This is a genomic window from Paraburkholderia panacisoli, from assembly GCF_008369935.1.
Lineage (GTDB): Bacteria > Pseudomonadota > Gammaproteobacteria > Burkholderiales > Burkholderiaceae > Paraburkholderia > Paraburkholderia panacisoli.
Window position 1 is genome coordinate 174008 of record NZ_VTUZ01000010.1, and the last position, 19857, is coordinate 193864.

16 protein-coding genes and 1 pseudogene are annotated in these 19857 nt (G+C 61.8%); 12 read left to right on the top strand and 5 right to left on the bottom strand.

The window, feature by feature from the left end:
- Positions 1-7 precede the first annotated feature (7 nt).
- The 6 genes from FVF58_RS17230 (at position 8) to FVF58_RS17255 (ending at position 5517) form a co-directional block, all read left to right on the top strand.
- Complete coding sequence (locus FVF58_RS17230) at positions 8-1129, top strand: M20 aminoacylase family protein (RefSeq protein WP_149671169.1); 1122 nt, start codon at positions 8-10, stop codon at positions 1127-1129.
- A gap of 49 nt (positions 1130-1178) precedes the next feature.
- Positions 1179-1967, top strand: a complete 789-nt coding sequence (locus FVF58_RS17235; protein ID WP_149671076.1) for an ABC transporter substrate-binding protein — start codon at positions 1179-1181, stop codon at positions 1965-1967.
- Positions 1968-2030: 63 nt separating this feature from the next.
- Positions 2031-2720: an ABC transporter permease gene (locus FVF58_RS17240; RefSeq protein ID WP_149671170.1), complete on the top strand. Its 690-nt coding sequence runs from the start codon at positions 2031-2033 to the stop codon at positions 2718-2720.
- Positions 2717-3451, top strand: coding sequence for an ABC transporter permease (locus tag FVF58_RS17245; RefSeq protein ID WP_149671077.1), 735 nt, complete (start codon positions 2717-2719; stop codon positions 3449-3451). Before FVF58_RS17240 ends, FVF58_RS17245 begins: the two co-directional genes overlap by 4 nt.
- 2 nt (positions 3452-3453) lie before the next feature.
- Entirely contained in the window at positions 3454-4236 is a 783-nt protein-coding gene (locus FVF58_RS17250; RefSeq protein ID WP_149671078.1) for an ABC transporter ATP-binding protein, read from the top strand.
- 96 nt (positions 4237-4332) lie between these two features.
- Positions 4333-5517, top strand: coding sequence for a porin (locus tag FVF58_RS17255; RefSeq protein ID WP_149671079.1), 1185 nt, complete (start codon positions 4333-4335; stop codon positions 5515-5517).
- A 374-nt stretch (positions 5518-5891) separates the two neighbouring features.
- Here FVF58_RS17255 and FVF58_RS17260 read toward each other — a convergent pair whose 3' ends face one another.
- The 4 genes from FVF58_RS17260 to catA all read right to left on the bottom strand — a co-directional run bounded on the left by FVF58_RS17260 (position 5892) and on the right by catA (position 11151).
- Positions 5892-6683: an SDR family NAD(P)-dependent oxidoreductase gene (locus tag FVF58_RS17260; protein ID WP_149671080.1), complete on the bottom strand. Its 792-nt coding sequence runs from the start codon at positions 6681-6683 to the stop codon at positions 5892-5894.
- A 149-nt stretch (positions 6684-6832) separates the two neighbouring features.
- Positions 6833-8254 (bottom strand): MmgE/PrpD family protein, encoded by a 1422-nt coding sequence (locus FVF58_RS17265; RefSeq protein ID WP_149671081.1) that lies wholly within the window; start codon positions 8252-8254, stop codon positions 6833-6835.
- A gap of 200 nt (positions 8255-8454) precedes the next feature.
- Entirely contained in the window at positions 8455-10119 is a 1665-nt protein-coding gene (locus FVF58_RS17270; RefSeq protein ID WP_149671082.1) for an alpha-amylase family protein, read from the bottom strand.
- Positions 10120-10230: 111 nt separating this feature from the next.
- The gene (gene catA, locus FVF58_RS17275) at positions 10231-11151 is read right to left on the bottom strand and encodes a catechol 1,2-dioxygenase (RefSeq protein WP_149671083.1); all 921 of its coding nucleotides are present in this window, start codon (positions 11149-11151) and stop codon (positions 10231-10233) included.
- 426 nt (positions 11152-11577) lie between these two features.
- On the opposite strand from catA, the gene antA reads away from it, so the two are divergent.
- The 5 genes and pseudogenes from antA to FVF58_RS17300 all read left to right on the top strand — a co-directional run.
- Positions 11578-12966, top strand: a complete 1389-nt coding sequence (gene antA / locus FVF58_RS17280; RefSeq protein ID WP_149671084.1) for an anthranilate 1,2-dioxygenase large subunit — start codon at positions 11578-11580, stop codon at positions 12964-12966.
- Between the two features lie 3 nt (positions 12967-12969).
- A complete protein-coding gene (antB, locus tag FVF58_RS17285) occupies positions 12970-13458 on the top strand; it encodes an anthranilate 1,2-dioxygenase small subunit (RefSeq protein WP_149671085.1) in 489 nt (162 codons plus the stop codon).
- A gap of 16 nt (positions 13459-13474) precedes the next feature.
- Entirely contained in the window at positions 13475-14515 is a 1041-nt protein-coding gene (antC, locus tag FVF58_RS17290) for an anthranilate 1,2-dioxygenase electron transfer component AntC (RefSeq protein ID WP_149671086.1), read from the top strand.
- A 108-nt stretch (positions 14516-14623) separates the two neighbouring features.
- A complete protein-coding gene (locus tag FVF58_RS17295; RefSeq protein WP_149671087.1) occupies positions 14624-15622 on the top strand; it encodes an AraC family transcriptional regulator in 999 nt (332 codons plus the stop codon).
- A 174-nt stretch (positions 15623-15796) separates the two neighbouring features.
- A pseudogene (locus FVF58_RS17300) lies at positions 15797-15900 on the top strand (phosphohydrolase); the annotation flags it as partial.
- Between the two features lie 5 nt (positions 15901-15905).
- Here the strand turns inward: FVF58_RS17300 and FVF58_RS17305 are convergent.
- A complete protein-coding gene (locus FVF58_RS17305) occupies positions 15906-16853 on the bottom strand; it encodes a pseudouridine-5'-phosphate glycosidase (RefSeq protein ID WP_149671088.1) in 948 nt (315 codons plus the stop codon).
- Between the two features lie 214 nt (positions 16854-17067).
- On the opposite strand from FVF58_RS17305, the gene FVF58_RS17310 reads away from it, so the two are divergent.
- Entirely contained in the window at positions 17068-19809 is a 2742-nt protein-coding gene (locus FVF58_RS17310) for an MGH1-like glycoside hydrolase domain-containing protein (protein ID WP_149671089.1), read from the top strand.
- The last annotated feature ends 48 nt before the right edge of the window (positions 19810-19857 follow it).

The following is a 19857-nucleotide window of genomic DNA, read 5'->3' on the forward strand; positions in this document are numbered from 1 at the left end:
GAGCGAGATGATCGCGCTGCGTCGCAGGCTGCATGCCTGTCCCGAGTTGGGTTTCGAAGAACACGCGACGAGCGAACTCGTTGCAACGCTGCTTGCCGAATGGGGATATCGGGTCACCCAGGGAGTGGGCAAGACAGGCGTGGTTGGTACGCTCACCCGAGGTACCGGCTACAGCCTCGGCTTGCGCGCTGACATGGACGCGTTGCCGATCGAAGAGGCGACACAACTACCCCACGCTAGCCAGGTCGGGGGCGTGATGCATGCATGCGGGCACGACGGTCATACGGCGATGTTGCTCGCGGCAGCGAAGTGTCTCGCGGAACGAACCCAGTGGCGCGGTACGTTGAATCTCATCTTTCAGCCCGCCGAAGAGGGGCTGGGCGGTGCGCGAAAAATGATCGAAGACGGACTGTTCGAGCGCTTTCCGTGCGATGCCGTGTATGCGATGCACAATGTTCCCGGCGTCGCCGCAGGGCGTCTTGGCTTTTATAGCGGTCCCTTTATGGCGTCAGCCGATGAGGTGAAAATTCGCGTGATCGGCCGCGGCGGCCATGGCGCGTCGCCACACCTCACTATCGATCCAGTCGTCGTCTGCGCGTCGATTGTCATGGCGTTGCAAAGCATCGTTGCTCGCAACATCGATCCTCAGCATCCGGCCGTCGTCACCGTTGGAGCCATTCATTCCGGAACCGCCTCCAATGTGGTGCCGCCACACGCCGACCTGTTGTTGAGCGTGCGCGCACTCTCGCCCGAGGTGCGTGCGTCGCTCGAAAAGCGGATTGGCGACATCGTGCAAGGTCAAGTAGCGGCCTATGGCGCGCACGCGGAGATCGACTACCGCGGGGACTATCCGGTGCTCGTCAATCATCCGGCGGAAACCGAACTAGCTCGTCAGGTGGCGTTGGATTGGGGTGGCCCGAACGCCTTGATCGACGACCTGCGCCCGTTCATGGCAAGTGAAGACTTCGCGTACATGCTTGAGCGCTGTCCGGGCAGCTACCTGTCGATCGGCAACGGTGACGACGCGCGCAGCCACTCGCTTCATAACCCCGAATACGATTTCAACGACGATTGTCTCGCGATCGGCGCGAGCTATTGGGTCATGCTCGCCGAGCGGATTCTGCAGTGACGCGCAGGCCAAGTAGCAACACAACTAATTCAACAGAAGGAGATACAGAATGAAGAAGTGGACTATCGCGCTTTCGCTCGCCTGCGCATCCATGTCGTGCATGGTGCACGCAGCGGACTGGACCGGCAAGGACATCCGGCTCGCCGTCGACCCGACCTATCCGCCGCTTGAGTACAAGACGGCGGACGGCAAGCTCACAGGTTTCGGCGTGGACATCGCCAACGCACTATGCGAGCAGATGCACGCGAAGTGCGTCTGGGTGGAGACGAGCTTCGACGGCATGATTCCGGGACTCCTTGCTCGCAAATTCGACGTGATTTCCTCGTCAATGACGATCACGCCGAAACGGTTGGAACAGATCGCGTTCTCCAGCAAGATTTCGAACGCGCCAGCGCGCCTGGTAGCACGACGTGGCTCGCCGTTGTTACCTGATGCGGCGTCCCTAAAGGGTAAGCGCGTCGGTGTCGAGCAGGGTTCAAGTCAGGAAGACTATGCACGCGCGATGTGGCAGCCGGCTGGCGTGGAAGTGGTGGCGTACCAGAACCAGGATCAGGTCTACGCGGATCTCACTTCGGGACGGCTCGATGCAGCATTCCAGGCATCGATCGAAGCGAACGACGGCTTTCTCAAAAGGCCTGAAGGCAAGGACTTCGAATTCGCAGGTTCATCGATCGAGGACCCCAAATTTTTCGGTCTTGGTGACGGTCTGGGCATGCGCAAGCAGGACGTCGAGTTGCGTGACGCATTCAACAAGGCACTCGCCGCGATTCTGGCGAACGGCACCTACGTTCGCATCAACAAGAAGTACTTCGATTTCGACATCTACGGTGCGAAGTGATCGGCATGTAGAGCGTCCTGCATGCATGACATGCGGGCGGTGTTCGACGTAAAAGGAGACGTGATGGATTTCGGAGGATTCGGGCCAATCCTGCTCGACGGTGCATGGGCGACAGTGAAGCTCGCTGCCCTGTCGCTCGGGCTGGCATTTGTCCTGGGGCTCGTCGGCGCATCGGCGAAGCTCTCAGTGCATGCGCTGCCGCGCGCAATTGGGGCGGCCTATACGACGTTGATCCGGTCGGTCCCGGATCTCGTGCTGATGCTATTGCTCTTCTTTAGCATCCAGATGCTGCTCAACAGAGCGACAGACTTTTTGGGCATCGCTCAGATCGATATTGACCCATTCGTCGCGGGTGTGCTGACGATTGGCTTCATCTACGGTGCGTATTTTACGGAGACGTTCCGCGGCGCGTTTCTGGGTGTGCCGCGCGGCCAACTGGAAGCGGGAGCGGCATTCGGCATGTCCGGGTGGCAGGTGTTTCGCCGCATCCTTTTTCCGCAGATGATGCGGCTGGCCTTGCCGGGCATCGGTAACAACTGGCAAGTGATCGTCAAGGCGACCGCGCTCGTGTCCATCATCGGCCTCTCCGACATTGTGAAGGCGGCGCAAGATGCGGGTCGATCGAGCCAACGCTTTTTCTTCTTCACGATCGTCGCCGGCGCGGCTTATCTCTGCATTACAACCGTTTCGCACTTCGTGCTCGCTCGGCTGGAGATACGTTTTTCGGCGGGCACGCGACGGGTGACGGCATGATCGAGATCATTCAACAATACTGGCGCAACTTCCTTTTCACGGACGGCTACCGGTACACCGGACTCGTCGTGACGCTGTGGCTGCTCGTGGCGTCGATCGCAGCCGGGTTCGTGCTCGCGCTCCCGCTGTCGATCGCACGCACGTCGTCGAACCGCTGGTTGGCGCGCTGCATCGGACTCTATACGTACGTTTTCAGAGGCACGCCTCTCTATGTGCAATTGATGTTGTGCTATAGCGGGCTCTACGGACTACACGTCGTTCAGATGCATGCGCTGCTTGCCGACTTCTTCCGCAGCGCGATGAATTGCACCCTGCTTGCTTTCGCTCTGAATGAGTGCGCCTACATGACCGAGATTCTCGCGGGCGCGATCCGCTCGGTGCCGTATGGCGAAGTGGAGGCGGCGCGCGCGACGGGTATGTCGAGATATACGCTGTACCGGCGTGTCCTCATCCCGTCGGCCATTCGTCGCGCCCTGCCGATGTGCGGCAACGAGGTGATTCTCATGCTGCATTCGACGACGCTCGCCTTCACTGCAACGATCCCGGACCTGATGAAGGTGACTCGGGACGTCAACTCAGCGACTTACGCTTCGTTCTCCGCATTCGGCATCGCCGCCGTCCTATACGCCACAGTGGCTTTCACGCTCGTCTGGGGGTTCCGCAGGCTGGAAGAGCGCGGGCTCTCCTTTTTGAAACCCGCGGCTGCTGGCCGCCAGCAACGACACAGGTAAGCATGGCAACACCAGTTCTCTACAAACTCGCCGTCGACAACCTGCACAAGACGTTCGGTCAACACGAAGTGCTCAAGGGTGTATCGCTGCATGCACGCGCGGGCGACGTAACAAGCATCATCGGTTCAAGTGGATCGGGCAAAAGTACCTTTCTGCGCTGCGTCAACTTCCTCGAGCGCCCGACCTCCGGTTCCATCGCGGTCAATGGCGAATTGCTGCACACGGTCAGGGAAGCCTCGGGCGCTTTACGTGTTGCAAGTGAAAGACAGTTGCGCACCATTCGTACGCGGCTTGCCATGGTCTTCCAGCACTTTAATCTCTGGTCTCACATGACGGTGCTCGAGAACGTCGTAGAGGCGCCATCCAGCGTGCTCGGTGTGTCTCGCATCGAGGCGCGCGAGCGTGCACGCCACTACCTCGACAAGGTGGGTTTGGATGCCAGTCTGCACACGAGCTATCCGGCCCATCTTTCCGGGGGGCAGCAGCAACGGGTCGCGATTGCGAGGGCATTGGCGATGGAGCCTGATGTCTTGCTCTTCGACGAACCTACCTCGGCGCTCGACCCGGAACTGGTCGGAGAAGTGCTGCGCGTGATGAAGGCGCTCGCCGAAGAGGGACGCACGATGGTGGTCGTCACGCACGAGATGGGGTTTGCGCGGGAGGTGTCGAATCGCGTGATGTTCCTCCATCAAGGCAAGGTTGAAGAAGAAGGCGACCCCGCACACGTACTTGTACGGCCCACAAGCACGCGCCTTGCGCAGTTCCTGTCGGGCAATCTGAAGTAACCACGCATCATACGAGACGGTGACGAATGACCAGTTCGCGGGTAATTTTCCTAACTTAATATTATTTCGTAAACCTAAAGAAATAATGAAATGCAAATGAAAAAGATCTTTTCCGCCGCAGTGATGTGCAGCCTCGCTTTACCTGCATTCGCACAGAGCAGTGTGACGTTGTATGGACTGGTTGATACAGGTATCGACTTCACGAACAACGCGGGTGGACACCAGGTCTATGAAATGACCAGTGGCTATGCGCAAGGGAGCCGGTGGGGCGTAAAAGGAACCGAAGATCTCGGTGGTGGCTTGAGTGCCGTATTCCAGTTGGAGAGCGGCTTCAATTCCAATAACGGGGCGCTTGCGCAGGGAGGGCGCATGTTTGGCCGGCAGGCGTTCGTCGGTCTGTCCAGCGAGCGCTTCGGGACCGTGACGCTCGGTCGCCAATACGATTCAGTGGTCGATTTCCTGGCACAGACCACGGCGAACGGAAACTGGGGCGGCTACATGTTTTCTCACCCTTACGACAACGACAACACGGACAATACGTTTCGCGTGAACAATACGGTCAAGTACGCGAGCCCCACCTTTCGTGGTCTCGCGTTCGGTGGAACGTATAGCTTCAGTAACGATACCGGTTTTGCTAACAATCGGCAGATGAGCGTGGGCGCTCAATATACGTACGGCGACTGGCTTTTTGCGGCGTCTTACCTTAGTGCAGATAATCCGGCCACGACGTCCGGAGGCGCCATCGCCAGCGCAGGCGGGTCGTTGGGTGCCGATGGTAACTTCGTTTCTTCGAAGCTGCAGATATTCGGAGCCGGGATCAACTATACGGCGGGGGCAACGACGATCGGCTTTGCGTATACGAACACGCGCATCGACCACCCGACAGCAAACGTCGCGTACCTGAGCGGCGCAGAGACGATCCAACCGGTCACCGGGCCGCTTGCCGGCGGGACGCTGACGTCACTGAATTTCCAGAATTTCGAACTCAACGGCAAGTATCAATTCACGCCGGCCTTCTTTGTTGGTGGAGAGTACGTCTATACGATCGAACACTTCGACGCAACGACAGGCAAAGCAACGCCGCGCATTCATACTGTCGGCCTGATGGCCGACTACAACCTGTCGAAGCGAACGGATATTTATCTGCAGGGCGTATATCAACTGGTGGCGGGCGACCAGACCGGCTCATCGCTCGATCGCGCTTTCGTGCCCGGCGCACTGGACCTCTCGTCGACGTCGCGGCAGATTCTCGTCCGTGCCGCGCTCCGTCACGCTTTCTGAAAACGCCGAGCTTACCTGCAGTACTACACCAACGGCGGCAGGCTTCCGTTGTAGAGGCACGGCAAGGAGGTGTTGATTCGACGCGGCAGTACGCGTCGATCGATGTTGGCACCGGTGGCTTGCATATGCCGGCCGAAGCGCAACCGATTTCCGGAAGGAGTCGGCCGATTGCCTGATCGTGACAAACGATCTGCGCAGGCCGTCCATCTGCATCAGATGCGCGGCCGCGAAATGACTCGTGTGGGACACGACGGACGTACGACCGTCTCAACACGAAGGACGTCGAGTGTCGCCTCCTGGCCGACTGTCAACCTCACGCATCAATAGTCGCATCCTTTGATGCATGCCCGGCCGATAAGCCAGAACACGTCAGTTTAAACAGTTCGCAACATCCCACCGTCGACGAAATAGGTCGATCCAACGCTGTAGCTCGCACGCTCCGAGCAGAGAAACACGATGAAATCCGCCAGTTCCGCTGGCGTCGCGAAACGCCGGATCGGCGCGAACTCATCAGCCACTCCTTGCAGATGCCCTTCCCAATCGCCGCCCACATCCTGCGTAAGCTCTTTCGCGGTCTTCACCCAGTCGGGCGTTAGAACGAGGCCCGGGTTAATCGTGTTCACGCGGATATTGTCTTTGACCACTTCGTTTGCGAGATTTTTTGAAAACATCATCAGCGCGGCTTTGGTCACGTTGTAGATCGGCTCGTAACCGAGCGGCTGCACCGCGCAGATCGATGCGTTATGCAGGATCGCTCCGCCGCCTCGCCGCTTCATCGACGGCACGAGGCCGCGTGCGAGCCGCACCGCCGCCATCACATGCAGATCCCAGTACGCCTGCCACTTCTCGTCGGGCGCTTCCATGATCGTCTCGTTACTGCCGGTGCCTGCGTTGTTGAACAAGATGTCGGCGCCGTTGAACTGCTGGTTCGCCGCGTCGACCAGAGCGTCGACGCCCTCCATCGTCGCCACATCGCACGCCACCGGCACGGCACGCACGCCATGGCGCACCGCGATGTCCGCCGCGACCTGTTCCAGCCGTTCGCGTTGCCGCGCGGCCAGCACGAGATTCACGCCTTCGGCAGCGAACCCTTCCGCGACCGCCAGTCCAATTCCGACGCTTGCGCCCGTCAGCACCGCAACTTTCCCACGCAGTTTCAAATCCATTGTTCGTCTCCGTTCCATGTTGTGCATCGTCCTGACTGTACCGATCGACGATCAAGTCATAGATGCACTGGGTCTCCACCCGGTCATTGGGCTGGACGAAAGGGCTGCCGTGGGTCGCGATCTCCCAGATGCTTCTCTTCGAGAACCTGTTAACCTGGCAGCACGAACCTCTTTAAGATGCGGGTCAGCTCGCTGAAATCCGGTTTTGTCTCAAGACGCAGAATGAAGTCGAGGATCGCATCGTCGGTGCTCTCGTCTACAACGCCAGCGACGATGCTGCGGTGCTTGGCGATCACCTCGTCCAGGCTCAACGGATTCCGCGGATCGCCCTTGGCATACTGGGTGGCAGCTGCGAGCGTGCGACCGTCGGCAAGGGTGACCTCGACACGTGCAGGCCACGCCTGCGGATATTGTGCGTCCAGCGCCGGATCGACGTGGCACGTTACCTTATCCATCAGGCGCTGGATCTCCGGGCTGGTGAATTCTGCCGGCGTGAAATCCACGAAAGAGACGCGTTTCTTGACAAGGCCGAGGGCGACGTTGAAGGGCACGCTGAACTGCGCGTCAATCATCAGCCTCGGGCGGCGCTTCTGCTCGATTGGCTCGCATACCAGCGGCATTGCCGCCTGCACCGTATAAACGACGATACTTTCGATTGCTTCAAGAGGAACGTCCGCGCGCACGGCAAGCTGCAGCACGGAATCGTTGATCGACTGGATATAGTAGTTGCAGGGATGGTACTTCATCGCCGTCTGCGCGATGGCAAGCATCTCGCCTTCGCCCACCGATAGCGCCTGCGGCAACGGATCGCCGGAATAAGCATGTAAGTAACCAAACTTGCCTTCGATGGCAGTAGGCGGCGCCGTGATCCCGTGCTGCGCCAGTTCCGCGGCGATCATGCCGGCATGCGAGGCCCAGCCGCCGTGAAAGCGCTTCGTCCAGGCTCCATCGGTGACGAATTCGAGCAACCCTGCCGCCTGGCTACATGCAACCCCGAGCGCATTGGTAACCTGCGCTGCATCCAGCCCGAGGAGCGTGGCAGAGGTGGCGGCGGCGCCCAGCGCGCCGGTGGTGCCGGTAGGATGGAAGCCGCGCGCGTTAGTCACTGCTGGCTGAAGAGCGGCGGCGACACGACAGGAAACCTCGAACCCAGCAACGACGGCAGCGATGAAGCGTTTTCCGCTGGCGCCCCGCTCTTCCGCCAACGCCAGTGCGGGGGAAAAGACGAAGGACTCGTTATGGATTGAGCCGGGCAGGAACGTGTCATCCAGTTCCATGCTGTGCGCGGCCATTCCGTTTGCCAGCGCGGCCCAGGCCGCATGCACCGGGTCGGGCCGGCCGAGCAGCGTTGCCCCACCCGGGATCGGCCGTGCGGCAGCCAACATGCGCACTGGCCGGCTGGAATCCAAATTGGAACCGCGCAGCGCGATGGCGATGTAGTCGATAAAGAAATGCTTGGCGCGCTCGACCACGAGGGGTGGCAGCGCCTCATATTCGAGGCCGGTGCAGAAGCGGGCGAATGACTGCGCCACGGTTGACTGCACGCCGGGGTGGTGCGTTGGCGTCGCCATCAAGTATTACCTCCCAGTTCCGCTTTTCGCGGGCTATTCGGGACATAGTAATGAGTCGCTGCTGCATTATACCTGGTGCGTCATCGGGGTTCGGGTTGCCGCCGAGCTTCGGGCGACGTGGCGGATGGAGACTTCCAGCTTCCCGATGGCGAGGCAGTCGACTTCGTACGCGCTCATCGTGTGCCTCATCCGACGGCCTGCTACACCTCGCTGCGTTTGAGCAGATAGTCGAGCCCCCCCACGCGATACCAGCGATAGCCATAGGGCTCGAGCACCACCGTATGCCGTCCGGTTGCATCGGCTTGACTGTGTTCATCGGCGAGCAGGTTGACGAGCCGCGCGTCGCCTGGATCGCCTGTCCCGGTTTTGAAACTGACCGTGCACGCGGCCGCGCTGAAGTTATGCAGACACACCACCGAGTTATTGCGCCAGTCGTAGCGCAAGCCGAGCACGTCCTTGCGCGCTATCCGCAGGATCGAGAAATCGCCCCAGCTGATCTCCGGCACTTCGCGGCGCATGCGGATCAGGCGTTCCATCCAGTTCAGCAGCGAATCTGGATCGCGGCGCTGGCTCGCGACATTCACGCGTTCAAAACCGTATGGGCCGCCTGAAATGACCCGTGCGACCGGCTTTGGATGCTTCGTGAAACCGCCGTGCGGCTCGGTCGACCACTGCATCGGCGTGCGCGCGCATTCGCGCTCCGGCAGGCGCAGATCGTCACCCATGCCGATCTCGTCGCCGTAACGAAGGACCGGCGTTCCCGGCGACGTGAGCATCACGCTATACGCGAGTTCGAGGCGACGCCGGTCGCCGTCGAGCATCGGCGCGAGCCTTCGGCGAATGCCACGCTCGTAGAGTTGCATGTCAGGCGCCGGGCCGAATGCGGCGAACACGGTCTCGCGCTGCTCCGGCGTGAGACGTCCCAGGTCGAGTTCGTCGTGATTGCGCAGGAACACGCCCCATTGCGCTGTCGCCGGGCGCTGCTTCGTTACGCGAAGCGCCTTCCTGAGCGGTGCAGTGTCGGCGCTCGCCATCGTGTAGAACGTGGCCTGATTGACCTGAAAGTTGAACATCATCTGCAGACGCTCGCCCTCGTCGCCGAAATACTGCATGTCGGTGTCGGGCAGCACGTTTGCTTCGGCGAGGATGATCGCATCGCCCTTACGCCATTGCAGGAACTCGCGGAACGTCCGCAACATGTCGTACTGCTCGACGGGCTGCCGCACCTGCGGGCCTTTTGTCGCGATCACGAAGGGCACGGCGTCCATACGAAAGCCTGATACCCCGAGCTGGATCCAGAAGCCCATGATCTTCAGCAGTTCCGCCTGAACGTGCGGGTTCGCCGTGTTCAGGTCGGGCTGGAAGTCGTAGAAGCGGTGGAAATACCAGAGGCCCGCTTCCTTGTCGTAAGTCCACGTGGATTTCTGCACGCCGGGGAACACAATGCCGGCTGTCGCGTTCGCGGGCTTCTTCTTTGACCACACGTACCAGTCGCGGTACTTCGACTCCGGGTCGCGGCGCGCGCTCTGAAACCACGCGTGCTGATCGGAAGTGTGGTTCACCACCAGATCGATCATCACCCGCAGGCCGCGTTGGCGGCATGCGTGCGTGAACTCGGCAAAGTCGCCGAGGGTGCCATAGCGGGGATCGACGTTGTAGTAGTCGGAAATGTCGTAGCCGTTGTCGCGGCACGGCGAAGGCTGAAACGGCATCAGCCAGAGCGTCGTGATGCCGAGGCCCTGCAGGTAATCGAGCCGGCGCATCAAGCCCTGAAAATCGCCGACGCCGTCGCCATTCGCATCCATGTAGGTGCCCACCGACAGACAGTAGACGATCGCGTTTTTGTACCAGAGGTCGTTTAGCATACGCAATGAATGTCGTGGACTGGTTCGATGCTCCGCCCGGAGAGACGATGACAGCACGCCGCTGGTGCCAGCAAGGCGTGATCTATCCAGTGTACCCGCGGTTGTCGCCGCTCAGGCGGCCGCGCGCGGGCGCTCCACCTCGGCCGTCGGCGCGGTAACGTGCTCGGCGAGCAGCCGGAAGTCGAAGTCGATGGAGGCGAACGGCCGGGTCAGTGCCTTGCGCGCCAACTCCGCAGGTTCCGCGATGCGCTCGATCGCCGGCACGAGGCCCTCGCGGCTCGCGAAGGCGAAGTCTTCCCACAGGTATGCGTCGCCGTCGATGTTGATCTGCGTCGTCAACTTGCGGTGGCCGCCCGCCGATACGAAGAAGTGGATGTGCGCCGGGCGATTGCCGTGACGTCCGAGCAGATCGAGCAGGCGCTGCGTGCTGCCGTTCGGCGGGCAGGCGTAGCCCATCGGCACGATGCTGCGGAACTGGTAGCGGCCGTTGGCATCGGTGATGATCGTGCGCCGCAGGTTGAACGGGGACTGGCTCTTGTCGAAGTACGAGTAGCTGCCCATCAGGTTCGCGTGCCACACCTCGACCCTCGCGTTTGGCAGCGGGCGTCCATCCGCACCGTAGACCGTGCCCTGCATGAACAGCACTTCGCCCTTGTCGGCTTCGCTGCCGTCGTCGAGACGGGCAAAACCCTCGCTCTCCGGCGCGCCCGCCACGTAGAGCGGGCCTTCGATCGTGCGCGGCGTGCCGCCCGTCAGGCCAAGTTTCGCTTCGGCTTCGTCGGTGCGGATGTCAAGGAAGCGCTCGAGGCCGATGCCCGGCGCGATCAGGCCCAACTCATGGCTGGCGCCGGCCCGGGCCAGGTATTCGAGCCCGGTCCAGACTTCGGAGGGCTGCAGGTCCAGGTCCTCGATGGCCTTGAACAGGTCGCTCACGAGGCGCAGGACCGCCTGTTGAACCCGCGGATTGGCCGGCGCGGTGGCCGCGTCGACGATGAAGCCTTTGACCAGGGCATCGATTTCTGCGTGAGTCATGTCTCTCTCCTTCGGTATGGGAATGAAATGGGTTGCCGCGCCGCCGGCGATCGGTGATCGGTCGTGCAAGACAGGGATTGATGCGCGACGAGAGGATTGAATACCGGATCGGAGGCCGGGGCTATCCGGCTACTCGACAGTCACTATCCGTTTTTTCGGACGCACGAACTCCAACGCGCGCACAGGTTTGCCGCCGCGTGCGTCGCTTTCCCATGCAGGAGGGGGCCACGCAGGCGTCATCCTCCGCCTACGTTTCGCCTCACCGGCGGCACGGGCGCGGCAGCGGGAAAGGCATGCCATCCCGGACCCAAAAAAAGCGGATAGCGAACGTCCAGTAGGCGGATAGCCCCGGCCTCCGATCAGGTATTCAATCCCCCTTGCCAGCAATCAATTGCAACGCCGTGAAACGGCAGGAGGAGACATACCGTGAGCAATAGCAGAAACCCGTCACAGTGGCAGGAATTCGTCGGCGGCTGCCTGGATTTCCGCCCCGCGGAAGGCGTGTACCGGATCGCACGAGAGATGTACACCGAGCCGGAACTGTTCGAGCTCGAGATGGAACTCATCTTCGAGAAGAACTGGATCTACGCGTGCCACGAGAGCGAGATCCCGAAGCCGCACGATTTCATGACGATGCGCGCGGGCCGTCAACCGTTGATCATCTCGCGCGACGGCAACGGCCAGCTGAACGCAATGATCAATGCGTGCCAGCACCGCGGCGCCACGCTCACGCGCATGAGCAAGGGCAATCAATCGACGTTCACCTGTCCGTTCCATGCATGGTGCTACAAGAGTGACGGGCGGCTCGTCAAGGTCAAGGCCCCGGGTGAGTATTGCGAGGACTTCGACAAGTCCACGCGCGGCCTGAAGAAAGCCCGTATCGCAAGCTACAAGGGCTTCGTGTTCGTGAGCCTCGACGTCGACGGCACCGATACGCTGGAGGAGTACCTGGGCGACGCGCGCATCTTCTTCGACATGATGGTCGCGCAGTCGCCGACCGGCGAGCTGGAAGTGCTGCCGGGCAAGTCCGCCTATACCTACGACGGCAACTGGAAGCTGCAGAACGAGAACGGTCTCGACGGCTATCACGTGAGCACCGTGCACTACAACTACGTGGCCACGGTCAAGCATCGCCAGGAAGCCAACGCGCAAGAGGGCGAGGCCGCCAGCGGCACGCTCGACTACAGCAAGCTCGGTGCCGGCGATGCCGAGACCGACGACGGCTGGTTCTCGTTCAGGAACGGCCATAGCGTGCTCTTCAGCGACATGCCGAATCCGGCCGTGCGTCCCGGCTACGCGAGCGTGATGCCGCGCCTCATCGAGGCGCACGGCCAGCAGAAGGCCGAGTGGATGATGCACCGCCTGCGCAATCTCAACATCTATCCGAGCCTGTTCTTCATGGACCAGATCAGCTCGCAGCTGCGCATCGTGCGCCCGGTGGCCTGGAACAAGACCGAAGTCATCAGCCAGTGCATCGGCGTGAAAGGCGAGTCCGATCAGGATCGCGAGAGCCGCATCCGCCAGTTCGAGGACTTCTTCAACGTGTCGGGCATGGGCACGCCGGACGATCTCGTCGAGTTCCGCGAGCAGCAGCGCGGCTTCCAGGCGCGGCTCGAGCGCTGGAACGACATCTCGCGTGGCCATCACAAATGGGTCGAGGCAGACACGGCGAACACGCGGCTCCTCGGCATCGAGCCCGTGCTGAGCGGCACCGAGCTCACGCACGAAGGCCTGTATGTCAATCAGCACGGCGCGTGGCGCGAGTTCCTGCTCAAGGGTCTCGCCAGGCAGTCGAACGAAACGAACGAGGGTTGAGCCATGCAACAGTTGCAATATTCCATCGAGCAGTTTCTCTATCGCAAGGCCGAGCTGTGCGACGCCCAGCGCTGGGACGAGTATCTGGACCTCTTCGACGCGCAGAGCGAGTTCCATGTGCCGCAGTGGGATTCCGAGCACGTGTACACGACGGACCCGAAACGCGGCATGTCGCTGATCTACTACACGAACCGCTCAGGCCTCGAAGATCGCGTCTTCCGACTGCGCACGGGCAAGTCGGCGGCCTCGACGCCGCTGCCGCGCACCATGCATCAGGTCAGCAACGTGCGAATCGCCGAGCTCGAAGGCGGCTTGCTCGAAGTCAAGGCCAACTGGGCGACGTTCTATACGCGCCATGGCGTGGCCGAGCATTTCTTCGGCCGGGTGACCTATCACCTGCGCGCCGAAGGCGAGAGCTGGAAGATCGCGCGTAAGCACGTCCTGCTGCTCAACGACCGCATTAACGCGGTGCTCGATTTCTATCATCTGTGAGCGGGAGCGCGTCATCATGAGCCACAAGGTCGCCTTCAGTTTTGCCGACGGCAAAACCGTCTTCTTCGACGTCCGGCCGAACGAGATCCTGCTCGACGCGGCGCTTCGCAACGGCGTGAACATCCCGCTCGACTGCCGCGAGGGCGTCTGCGGCACCTGTCAGGGGCGCTGCGAATCGGGCAGCTACAGCCAGGACTACGTCGACGAGGAAACGCTGTCTACCGACGATCTGGCCCAGCGCAAGATGCTGTCGTGCCAGACGCGCGTGCAGTCCGATGCGTCGTTCTATTTCGACTACGACTCGAGCCTGTGCCAGGCGGGCGGCACGAGCGTCGTATCCGCGCAGGTCACCCACGTGCAGCAGGTCTCGGAAACGACCGCGATCCTGCACCTCGATGCCGGCGCCCATCCGCGGCGCCTGGATTTTCTGCCGGGCCAATACGCGCGCCTGCAGGTACCCGAGACCGGGGCCTGGCGGTCGTATTCGTTCGCCAACCGGCCGAACGACGGCAATCAGCTGCAGTTCCTGATCCGTCTGCTGCCGGACGGCGTAATGAGCAACTACATGCGGGAGCGCTGCCAGCCGGGCCAGACGATCGAATTCGAAGCGCCGCTCGGCGCGTTCTATCTGCGCGAGGCCGAGCGCCCGCTCGTGATGGTGGCGGGCGGCACCGGGTTGTCGGCTTTCCTCGGCATGCTCGACGAGCTTGCGCAAAAGGGCGGCTGCGGCCAGCCGGTCCGGCTTTACTACGGCGTAACGAATGCGCGTGACCTGTGCGAGCTCGAGCGCCTGAAGGACTACGCTGGGAAGATCGACGACTTCGCCTGCGAAATCGTCGTGATGAACCCCGCGCCGCAGTGGCAGGGCAAGACCGGGCTGATTCCCGAGCACTTCGACCGTGGCTTTCTCGAGTCGAATCCGTTCGACATGTATGTGTGCGGACCGCCGCCGATGGTCGAGGCGATCAAGCGATGGCTCGCCGACCAGGGCATCGAGGGGGGCCGCCTGTACTACGAGAAATTCGCTGACAGCAACACCAATCATCAGACGTCTTGAGGCGGACGGGGCCGACCGGCCCCGTCCGCATTCGTCCGGGTGCGCACCGATTTGCGTCGGGTTTGACCTCATTTACAATTTGCGTGACGTAAAAGGGTAAGTGAACCGATGCACACGCAAGCCGGCCACGACAGCCGTGGCGTAGAAGCGGAACGTCGCGACCTCGATGGTGCGCGCGACTGGATGGCGGCGATTTGCGGGCCGCACTGGCTGCGCGTGCACAGCCCGCAACAGCTGCAGTTTCATCACTCGGGCACCGTGCTGCGCGCGATGTCGACGACGCTCGGCTATGTCGAATACGGCACCGACGTGACGGTGTCCGTCAGCACCGATGCCCCGCTCAACTGCTACAGCGTCAGCCTGCCGCTGATCGGCGAGCAGGAGCTGGCGGCGCACGGCCACCTCTGGCAATCGGACCAGGACAAGGGGCTGATCCTTTCCCCGCATGACGCCCAGGACCTCGCGATCACCGGCAATTGCCGCAAGATCATTGTCGCGATTCCGCGTCCCGCGCTGCGCCAGGTGCTCGAAGGACTGCTGCAACGTCCGCTCGATGTGCCGTTGACGTTCCAGCCCGGCATGGACGCCATCAACGGAGACCAGGCCGCCTGGTGGCGCATGGTCAGGTTCATGCTGACGGAAATGGAACGCAGCGGGCCGCTCGTGAATCACCTGCAAATGGCGGGTGACCTTGAGCAGGCGCTGCTCAAGGGGCTGCTGCTGTCCCAGCCGCATAACTATTCGGCAGCGCTCGTCGACGCGCTGAGTCCGTCCTGCCCGCACTATTTGTTGCGGGCGCGACAATTCATTCAGGACAACGCGCACGAGAATCTCACGCTCGAAGACATCGAGCGGGCGGCTGGCGTGTCTCGCTACAAGCTGTTCGACGGCTTCAGGCTGCATTTTGGGCAGGCGCCCATGGCGTATCTGAAGAAATACCGCCTTGAAGCGGTGCGCCGCGACATGCTCGCCGATCGCTCCGAACGGAACATCTCTTCGATCGCAATGGGCTGGGGATTCACGCATCTGGGGCGCTTTTCCAGCGACTACAAGAAACTGTTTGGGGAAACGCCGTCGGAGACGCTAAGGCGCGTGGTCAAGCGTTAGTCCCGGAGCGCATCCGTGCGCGGCGGCCGCGTCGATCGAACATGTGCGGGGTGAAGCGTGCTTCGCGATCAGGGCCATGGCGCGAGTTCGCGGGCCGCGTCGTTCGGGTGAGAAGAAAGTGCTTCGGTGAAGTGCCGGATGAATGAAGCGCGTGTCTCGATCCCTATGCGCAGATCGCTGCTGCACGACCCTGGCGATACGCTGGGAAGCTATAAGCATGCCGACCTTGCAGCCGTACTGCTGGAGCCGTTCGTCAGCGCGAAAATTGCTGGATGATCAACGGCTACGCCGCGCCTACCCTGTTCCCGGCGTGTGCCAACGCCAGCGCCAGTCTTGCCCCCACTTCGGCATTGTGTTTCACGAGCGCGATGTTTGTCGCCAGGCTGCGTCCACCCGTCAGTGCCTTGATGCGAGCCAGCAGGAAAGGTGTCACGGCCTTACCGGTGATTCCTTCAGCCGCGGCCTCGGCAAGCGCCTGCTCCGTCAGCGCGTCGATCTCTTCCGACCTCATCGCTGCCGCTTGCGGCACCGGAGCGCTCAATACCACACCACCCACGAGGCCCAGGTCCCACTTGGTACGGATGAAGCGAGCCTGCTGCGCTGCGTCGTCCAACCTGAAGTCCGCGCGAAAGCCGCTGTCGCGCGTGTAAAACGCAGCGAAATTGTCCTGCTCGCAACTGAGGACAGGCACGCCGTGCGTTTCCAGGTATTCCAGAGTGAGCCCGATGTCCAGGATGGACTTCGCACCGGCGCAGACCACCGCCACAGAGGTCCTCGCCAGTTCCTGCAGGTCGGCCGAAATGTCAAAGGTGTCCGGCGCGCCCCGGTGCACACCGCCGATGCCGCCGGTAACGAAGACCTCGATGCCGGCCAGGGCGGCACAAATCATCGTGCCAGCCACTGTCGTGGCGCCGAGCCCGCCGCCGGCCAGCACGGCCGGCAAGTCGCGACGGCTGACCTTGTGTACCTGGTCCGAGCGGCCAAGCAGTTCCAGCTCGTCGTCCGAAAGGCCGATGCGGATTCGCCCGCCGATCAGTGCGATAGTCGCGGGCTCGGCACCCAGGTCACGGATCAAGGCCTCCACCTCGCGCGCGGTGCGAACGTTCTCCGGATAGGGCATGCCGTGAGCGATGATGGTCGATTCCAGCGCCACGAGCGGGCGGCCGGCGGCCCGTGCTGCGGCCACAGGTGCGCTGCAGGTCAACCACGAGTGGGCAAGCTCCGCAACCATGTCGATGTCCCCGGCGATGTGATTCGCTCAAGTATGCAACACAAGGCTGGTCCACGGGTCGCGCGTGGCAGCGCGATCACGCTTATCATTAAGGTGCCGTCGAGAAGATGTCGAGCGCCTGATGTGCATCGCGCACACGGCGCTCTCGTGATTGAAAAGGAACGACATGCACGCATTAAGCGCGTGGATGGTCGATTTCGGGTCGGGAGGTTCCATGCCACCGGAACGCGCAATCAATCTGCTCCAGTCGAACGAAGGTTTCCGTCTCCATGGTCCGGAACTCGACCGCTGGCGCCGCTGGGGGCCTTATCTGAGCGACCGGCAATGGGGCACTGTTCGCGAAGACTACAGCGAATGCGGCACCGCATGGGACTACTTTCCACACGATCATGCGCGCAGCCGGATGTACCGCTGGGGTGAGGACGGCATTGCCGGATTCGGCAACGACCCGCTCGACTGGTGCGTATCGCTCGCGCTCTGGAACGGGCACGACCCGATCATCAAGGAACGGCTGTTCGGGTTGACGAATGAGCAAGGCAATCACGGCGAGGACGTGAAGGAGCTTTACTTCTATCTCGACGGCACGCCGACGCATTCGTACATGAAGATGCTGTACAAGTATCCTCACGGCGCGTACCCGTACCAGGATCTGATCGACGAAAACCTGCGACGCGGGGCCGACCAGCCCGAATATGAAATCCTCGATACGGGCGTGTTTGACGATAACCGCTACTTTGACGTCTGCGTCGAGTATGCGAAGCACACACCCGACGATATCGTGATGCGCGTCACCGTCGAAAACCGCGCGGACCAGCGCGCGGCGCTTCATGTGTTGCCGCAATTCTGGGCGCGCAACCGCTGGGCGTGGTCGGGCAAGCCCGGCAAGCCGTCGCTCACGCTGGAGCCGAATGCAAAGGAAGGCGTGTGCGTGGTCGCACACAATCCCGCACTCGGAACGATGATCGTGACGGCGGCGGCGCAGCAGCCGATCGAATGGCTCTTCTGCGAAAACGACACGAATGTGCGTCGCATTTTCGGCATCGAACGACCGGGGCCGTTCAAGGACGGCTTCAATGACTACCTCGTCGACGGCGACGAGCAGGCCATCCGGCGCGACCGAGGCACCCGCGCCGCTGCGCATGTTGACCTGCTGTTCGCGCCTCATGAGCGCTCGGTGGTGTATCTGCGCTGGCGTGCCGAACGGCCTTCGGATGACGTGCCGCTCGACATGAACGCCCTCTTCGCGCGGCGGCAAGCGGAGGCCGACGAATTCTATGCGGCGCTTCAGCACGACATCACCGACGCCGATGCGCGGCTCGTGCAGCGTCAGGCGCTCGCCGGCATGCTGTGGACGAAGCAGTACTACCAGTTCGACGTGACGCGCTGGCAGGACGGCGACCCCGGCCAACCGAAGCCGCCAGGAGCGCGCAGGCACGGCCGCAACGCGGACTGGCGGCACATGTGCAATGGCGACATCGTGTCGATGCCCGACAAGTGGGAGTACCCATGGTACGCGTCGTGGGACCTCGCGTTTCATGCGGTCGCGTTCGCCATGATCGATCCCGACTTCGCGAAGAAGCAATTGCAGCTGCTCGTGAAGGAGCGCTACATGCATCCGAACGGGCAATTGCCCGCTTACGAGTGGGCGTTCGGCGACGCGAACCCGCCTGTTCATGCGTGGGCAACATGGCGTGTGTATGAACTCGACCGCGAGGTGACAGGCGTTGGCGATCATGAGTTTCTCGAAGTCATGTTCCACAAGCTGCTGCTTAATTTCTCGTGGTGGGTCAACCGCAAAGACGCCGATGACCGCAACATATTCCAGGGCGGCTTTCTCGGACTCGACAATGTCGGCATCTTCGACCGGTCTTCGTCGCTGCCGACCGGCGGCCGCATCGATCAGGCCGATGGCACCGCATGGATGGCCTCGTACGCGCTCGACCTGATGCAGATCGGTCTCGAACTGGCGATGACGAACTGCGCGTACGTCGAAATCGCGGTGAAGTTCTTCGAGCATTTTCTGTATATCGCGGAAGCGGTCAGTTGCAGCGAAGTCTGCAGCACCGGCTTATGGGACGGACGCGACGAATTCTTCTATGACGTACTGCACCTTCCGGACGGGACCCGGGTGCCGATGCGCATCCGCTCGATTGTCGGCCTGATACCGCTGTTCGCCGTTCATGTGCTCGAGGAGGACGTGTACGGCCATCTGCCGGGTTTGCGTGAACGGCTGGCGTGGTTTCTCGATCATCGGCCGAATCTGGCGAAGCTGGTGTCTCGCTGGACGGAGCCTGGCAAGGGTAGGACCACGCTGCTGTCGCTGTTGCGCGGACATCGGATGAAAGCGCTGCTGCGTCGCGCACTCGACGAAGACGAGTTTCTCTCCGAGCACGGCGTGCGAGCGCTGTCCCGTGTGCATCGCGACGCACCGTACGTCTACGACCATGACGGCGTGAGCTTCTGTATCAAATACCTCCCCGCCGAATCGGACTCGCGTGTTTTCGGCGGCAATTCGAACTGGCGCGGGCCGGTCTGGATACCGGTCAACTACCTGCTGATCGAATCGCTGTATGAGTTCCATCGCTACTACGGCGATGAGTTTCGCGTTCCCTATCCGACGGGAACAGGCAACAGTTGTTCGCTGAACGAGATTGCCGACGATCTTGCCCGGCGCGTCGCCACGCTCTTTCTCAAAGATGCGCGAGGCGTGCGGCCCGCGATGGCTGCCTATCCGATGCTGCAAGCCGACCCGCGGTCGCAGGATCTCATCCTGTTTCATGAGTACTTTCACGGCGACAATGGACGCGGCGTCGGCGCTTCGCATCAGACCGGCTGGAGCGGGCTCGTCGCGCTGCTGCTGCAGCCGCGCATGATGAAGCTGTCCCATGTTGCGCCTGATGTTGCGTCGGCGGACGCGCCGGTGGGCGAAGACATCGCACCGGTTATGGCCCGGTAGTATTTCAACCGCTGGAGCGCTATTGGCACACCATGCCTGCGTGAATTG

Bases quoted from the DNA above. Each gene is read 5' to 3' on its own strand.
- FVF58_RS17265 (WP_149671081.1), bottom strand. From the start codon at position 8,254: ATGGCGACGCCAACGCACCACCCCGGCGTGCAGTCAACCGTGGCGCAG.
- FVF58_RS17240 (WP_149671170.1), top strand. From the start codon at position 2,031: ATGGATTTCGGAGGATTCGGGCCAATCCTGCTCGACGGTGCATGGGCG.
- catA (WP_149671083.1), bottom strand. From the start codon at position 11,151: ATGACTCACGCAGAAATCGATGCCCTGGTCAAAGGCTTCATCGTCGAC.
- FVF58_RS17250 (WP_149671078.1), top strand. From the start codon at position 3,454: ATGGCAACACCAGTTCTCTACAAACTCGCCGTCGACAACCTGCACAAG.
- FVF58_RS17270 (WP_149671082.1), bottom strand. From the start codon at position 10,119: ATGCTAAACGACCTCTGGTACAAAAACGCGATCGTCTACTGTCTGTCG.
- FVF58_RS17235 (WP_149671076.1), top strand. From the start codon at position 1,179: ATGAAGAAGTGGACTATCGCGCTTTCGCTCGCCTGCGCATCCATGTCG.
- antB (WP_149671085.1), top strand. From the start codon at position 12,970: ATGCAACAGTTGCAATATTCCATCGAGCAGTTTCTCTATCGCAAGGCC.
- FVF58_RS17295 (WP_149671087.1), top strand. From the start codon at position 14,624: ATGCACACGCAAGCCGGCCACGACAGCCGTGGCGTAGAAGCGGAACGT.
- FVF58_RS17255 (WP_149671079.1), top strand. From the start codon at position 4,333: ATGAAAAAGATCTTTTCCGCCGCAGTGATGTGCAGCCTCGCTTTACCT.
- FVF58_RS17230 (WP_149671169.1), top strand. From the start codon at position 8: ATGATCGCGCTGCGTCGCAGGCTGCATGCCTGTCCCGAGTTGGGTTTC.
- antC (WP_149671086.1), top strand. From the start codon at position 13,475: ATGAGCCACAAGGTCGCCTTCAGTTTTGCCGACGGCAAAACCGTCTTC.
- FVF58_RS17310 (WP_149671089.1), top strand. From the start codon at position 17,068: ATGCCACCGGAACGCGCAATCAATCTGCTCCAGTCGAACGAAGGTTTC.
- FVF58_RS17245 (WP_149671077.1), top strand. From the start codon at position 2,717: ATGATCGAGATCATTCAACAATACTGGCGCAACTTCCTTTTCACGGAC.
- FVF58_RS17305 (WP_149671088.1), bottom strand. From the start codon at position 16,853: ATGGTTGCGGAGCTTGCCCACTCGTGGTTGACCTGCAGCGCACCTGTG.
- FVF58_RS17260 (WP_149671080.1), bottom strand. From the start codon at position 6,683: ATGGATTTGAAACTGCGTGGGAAAGTTGCGGTGCTGACGGGCGCAAGC.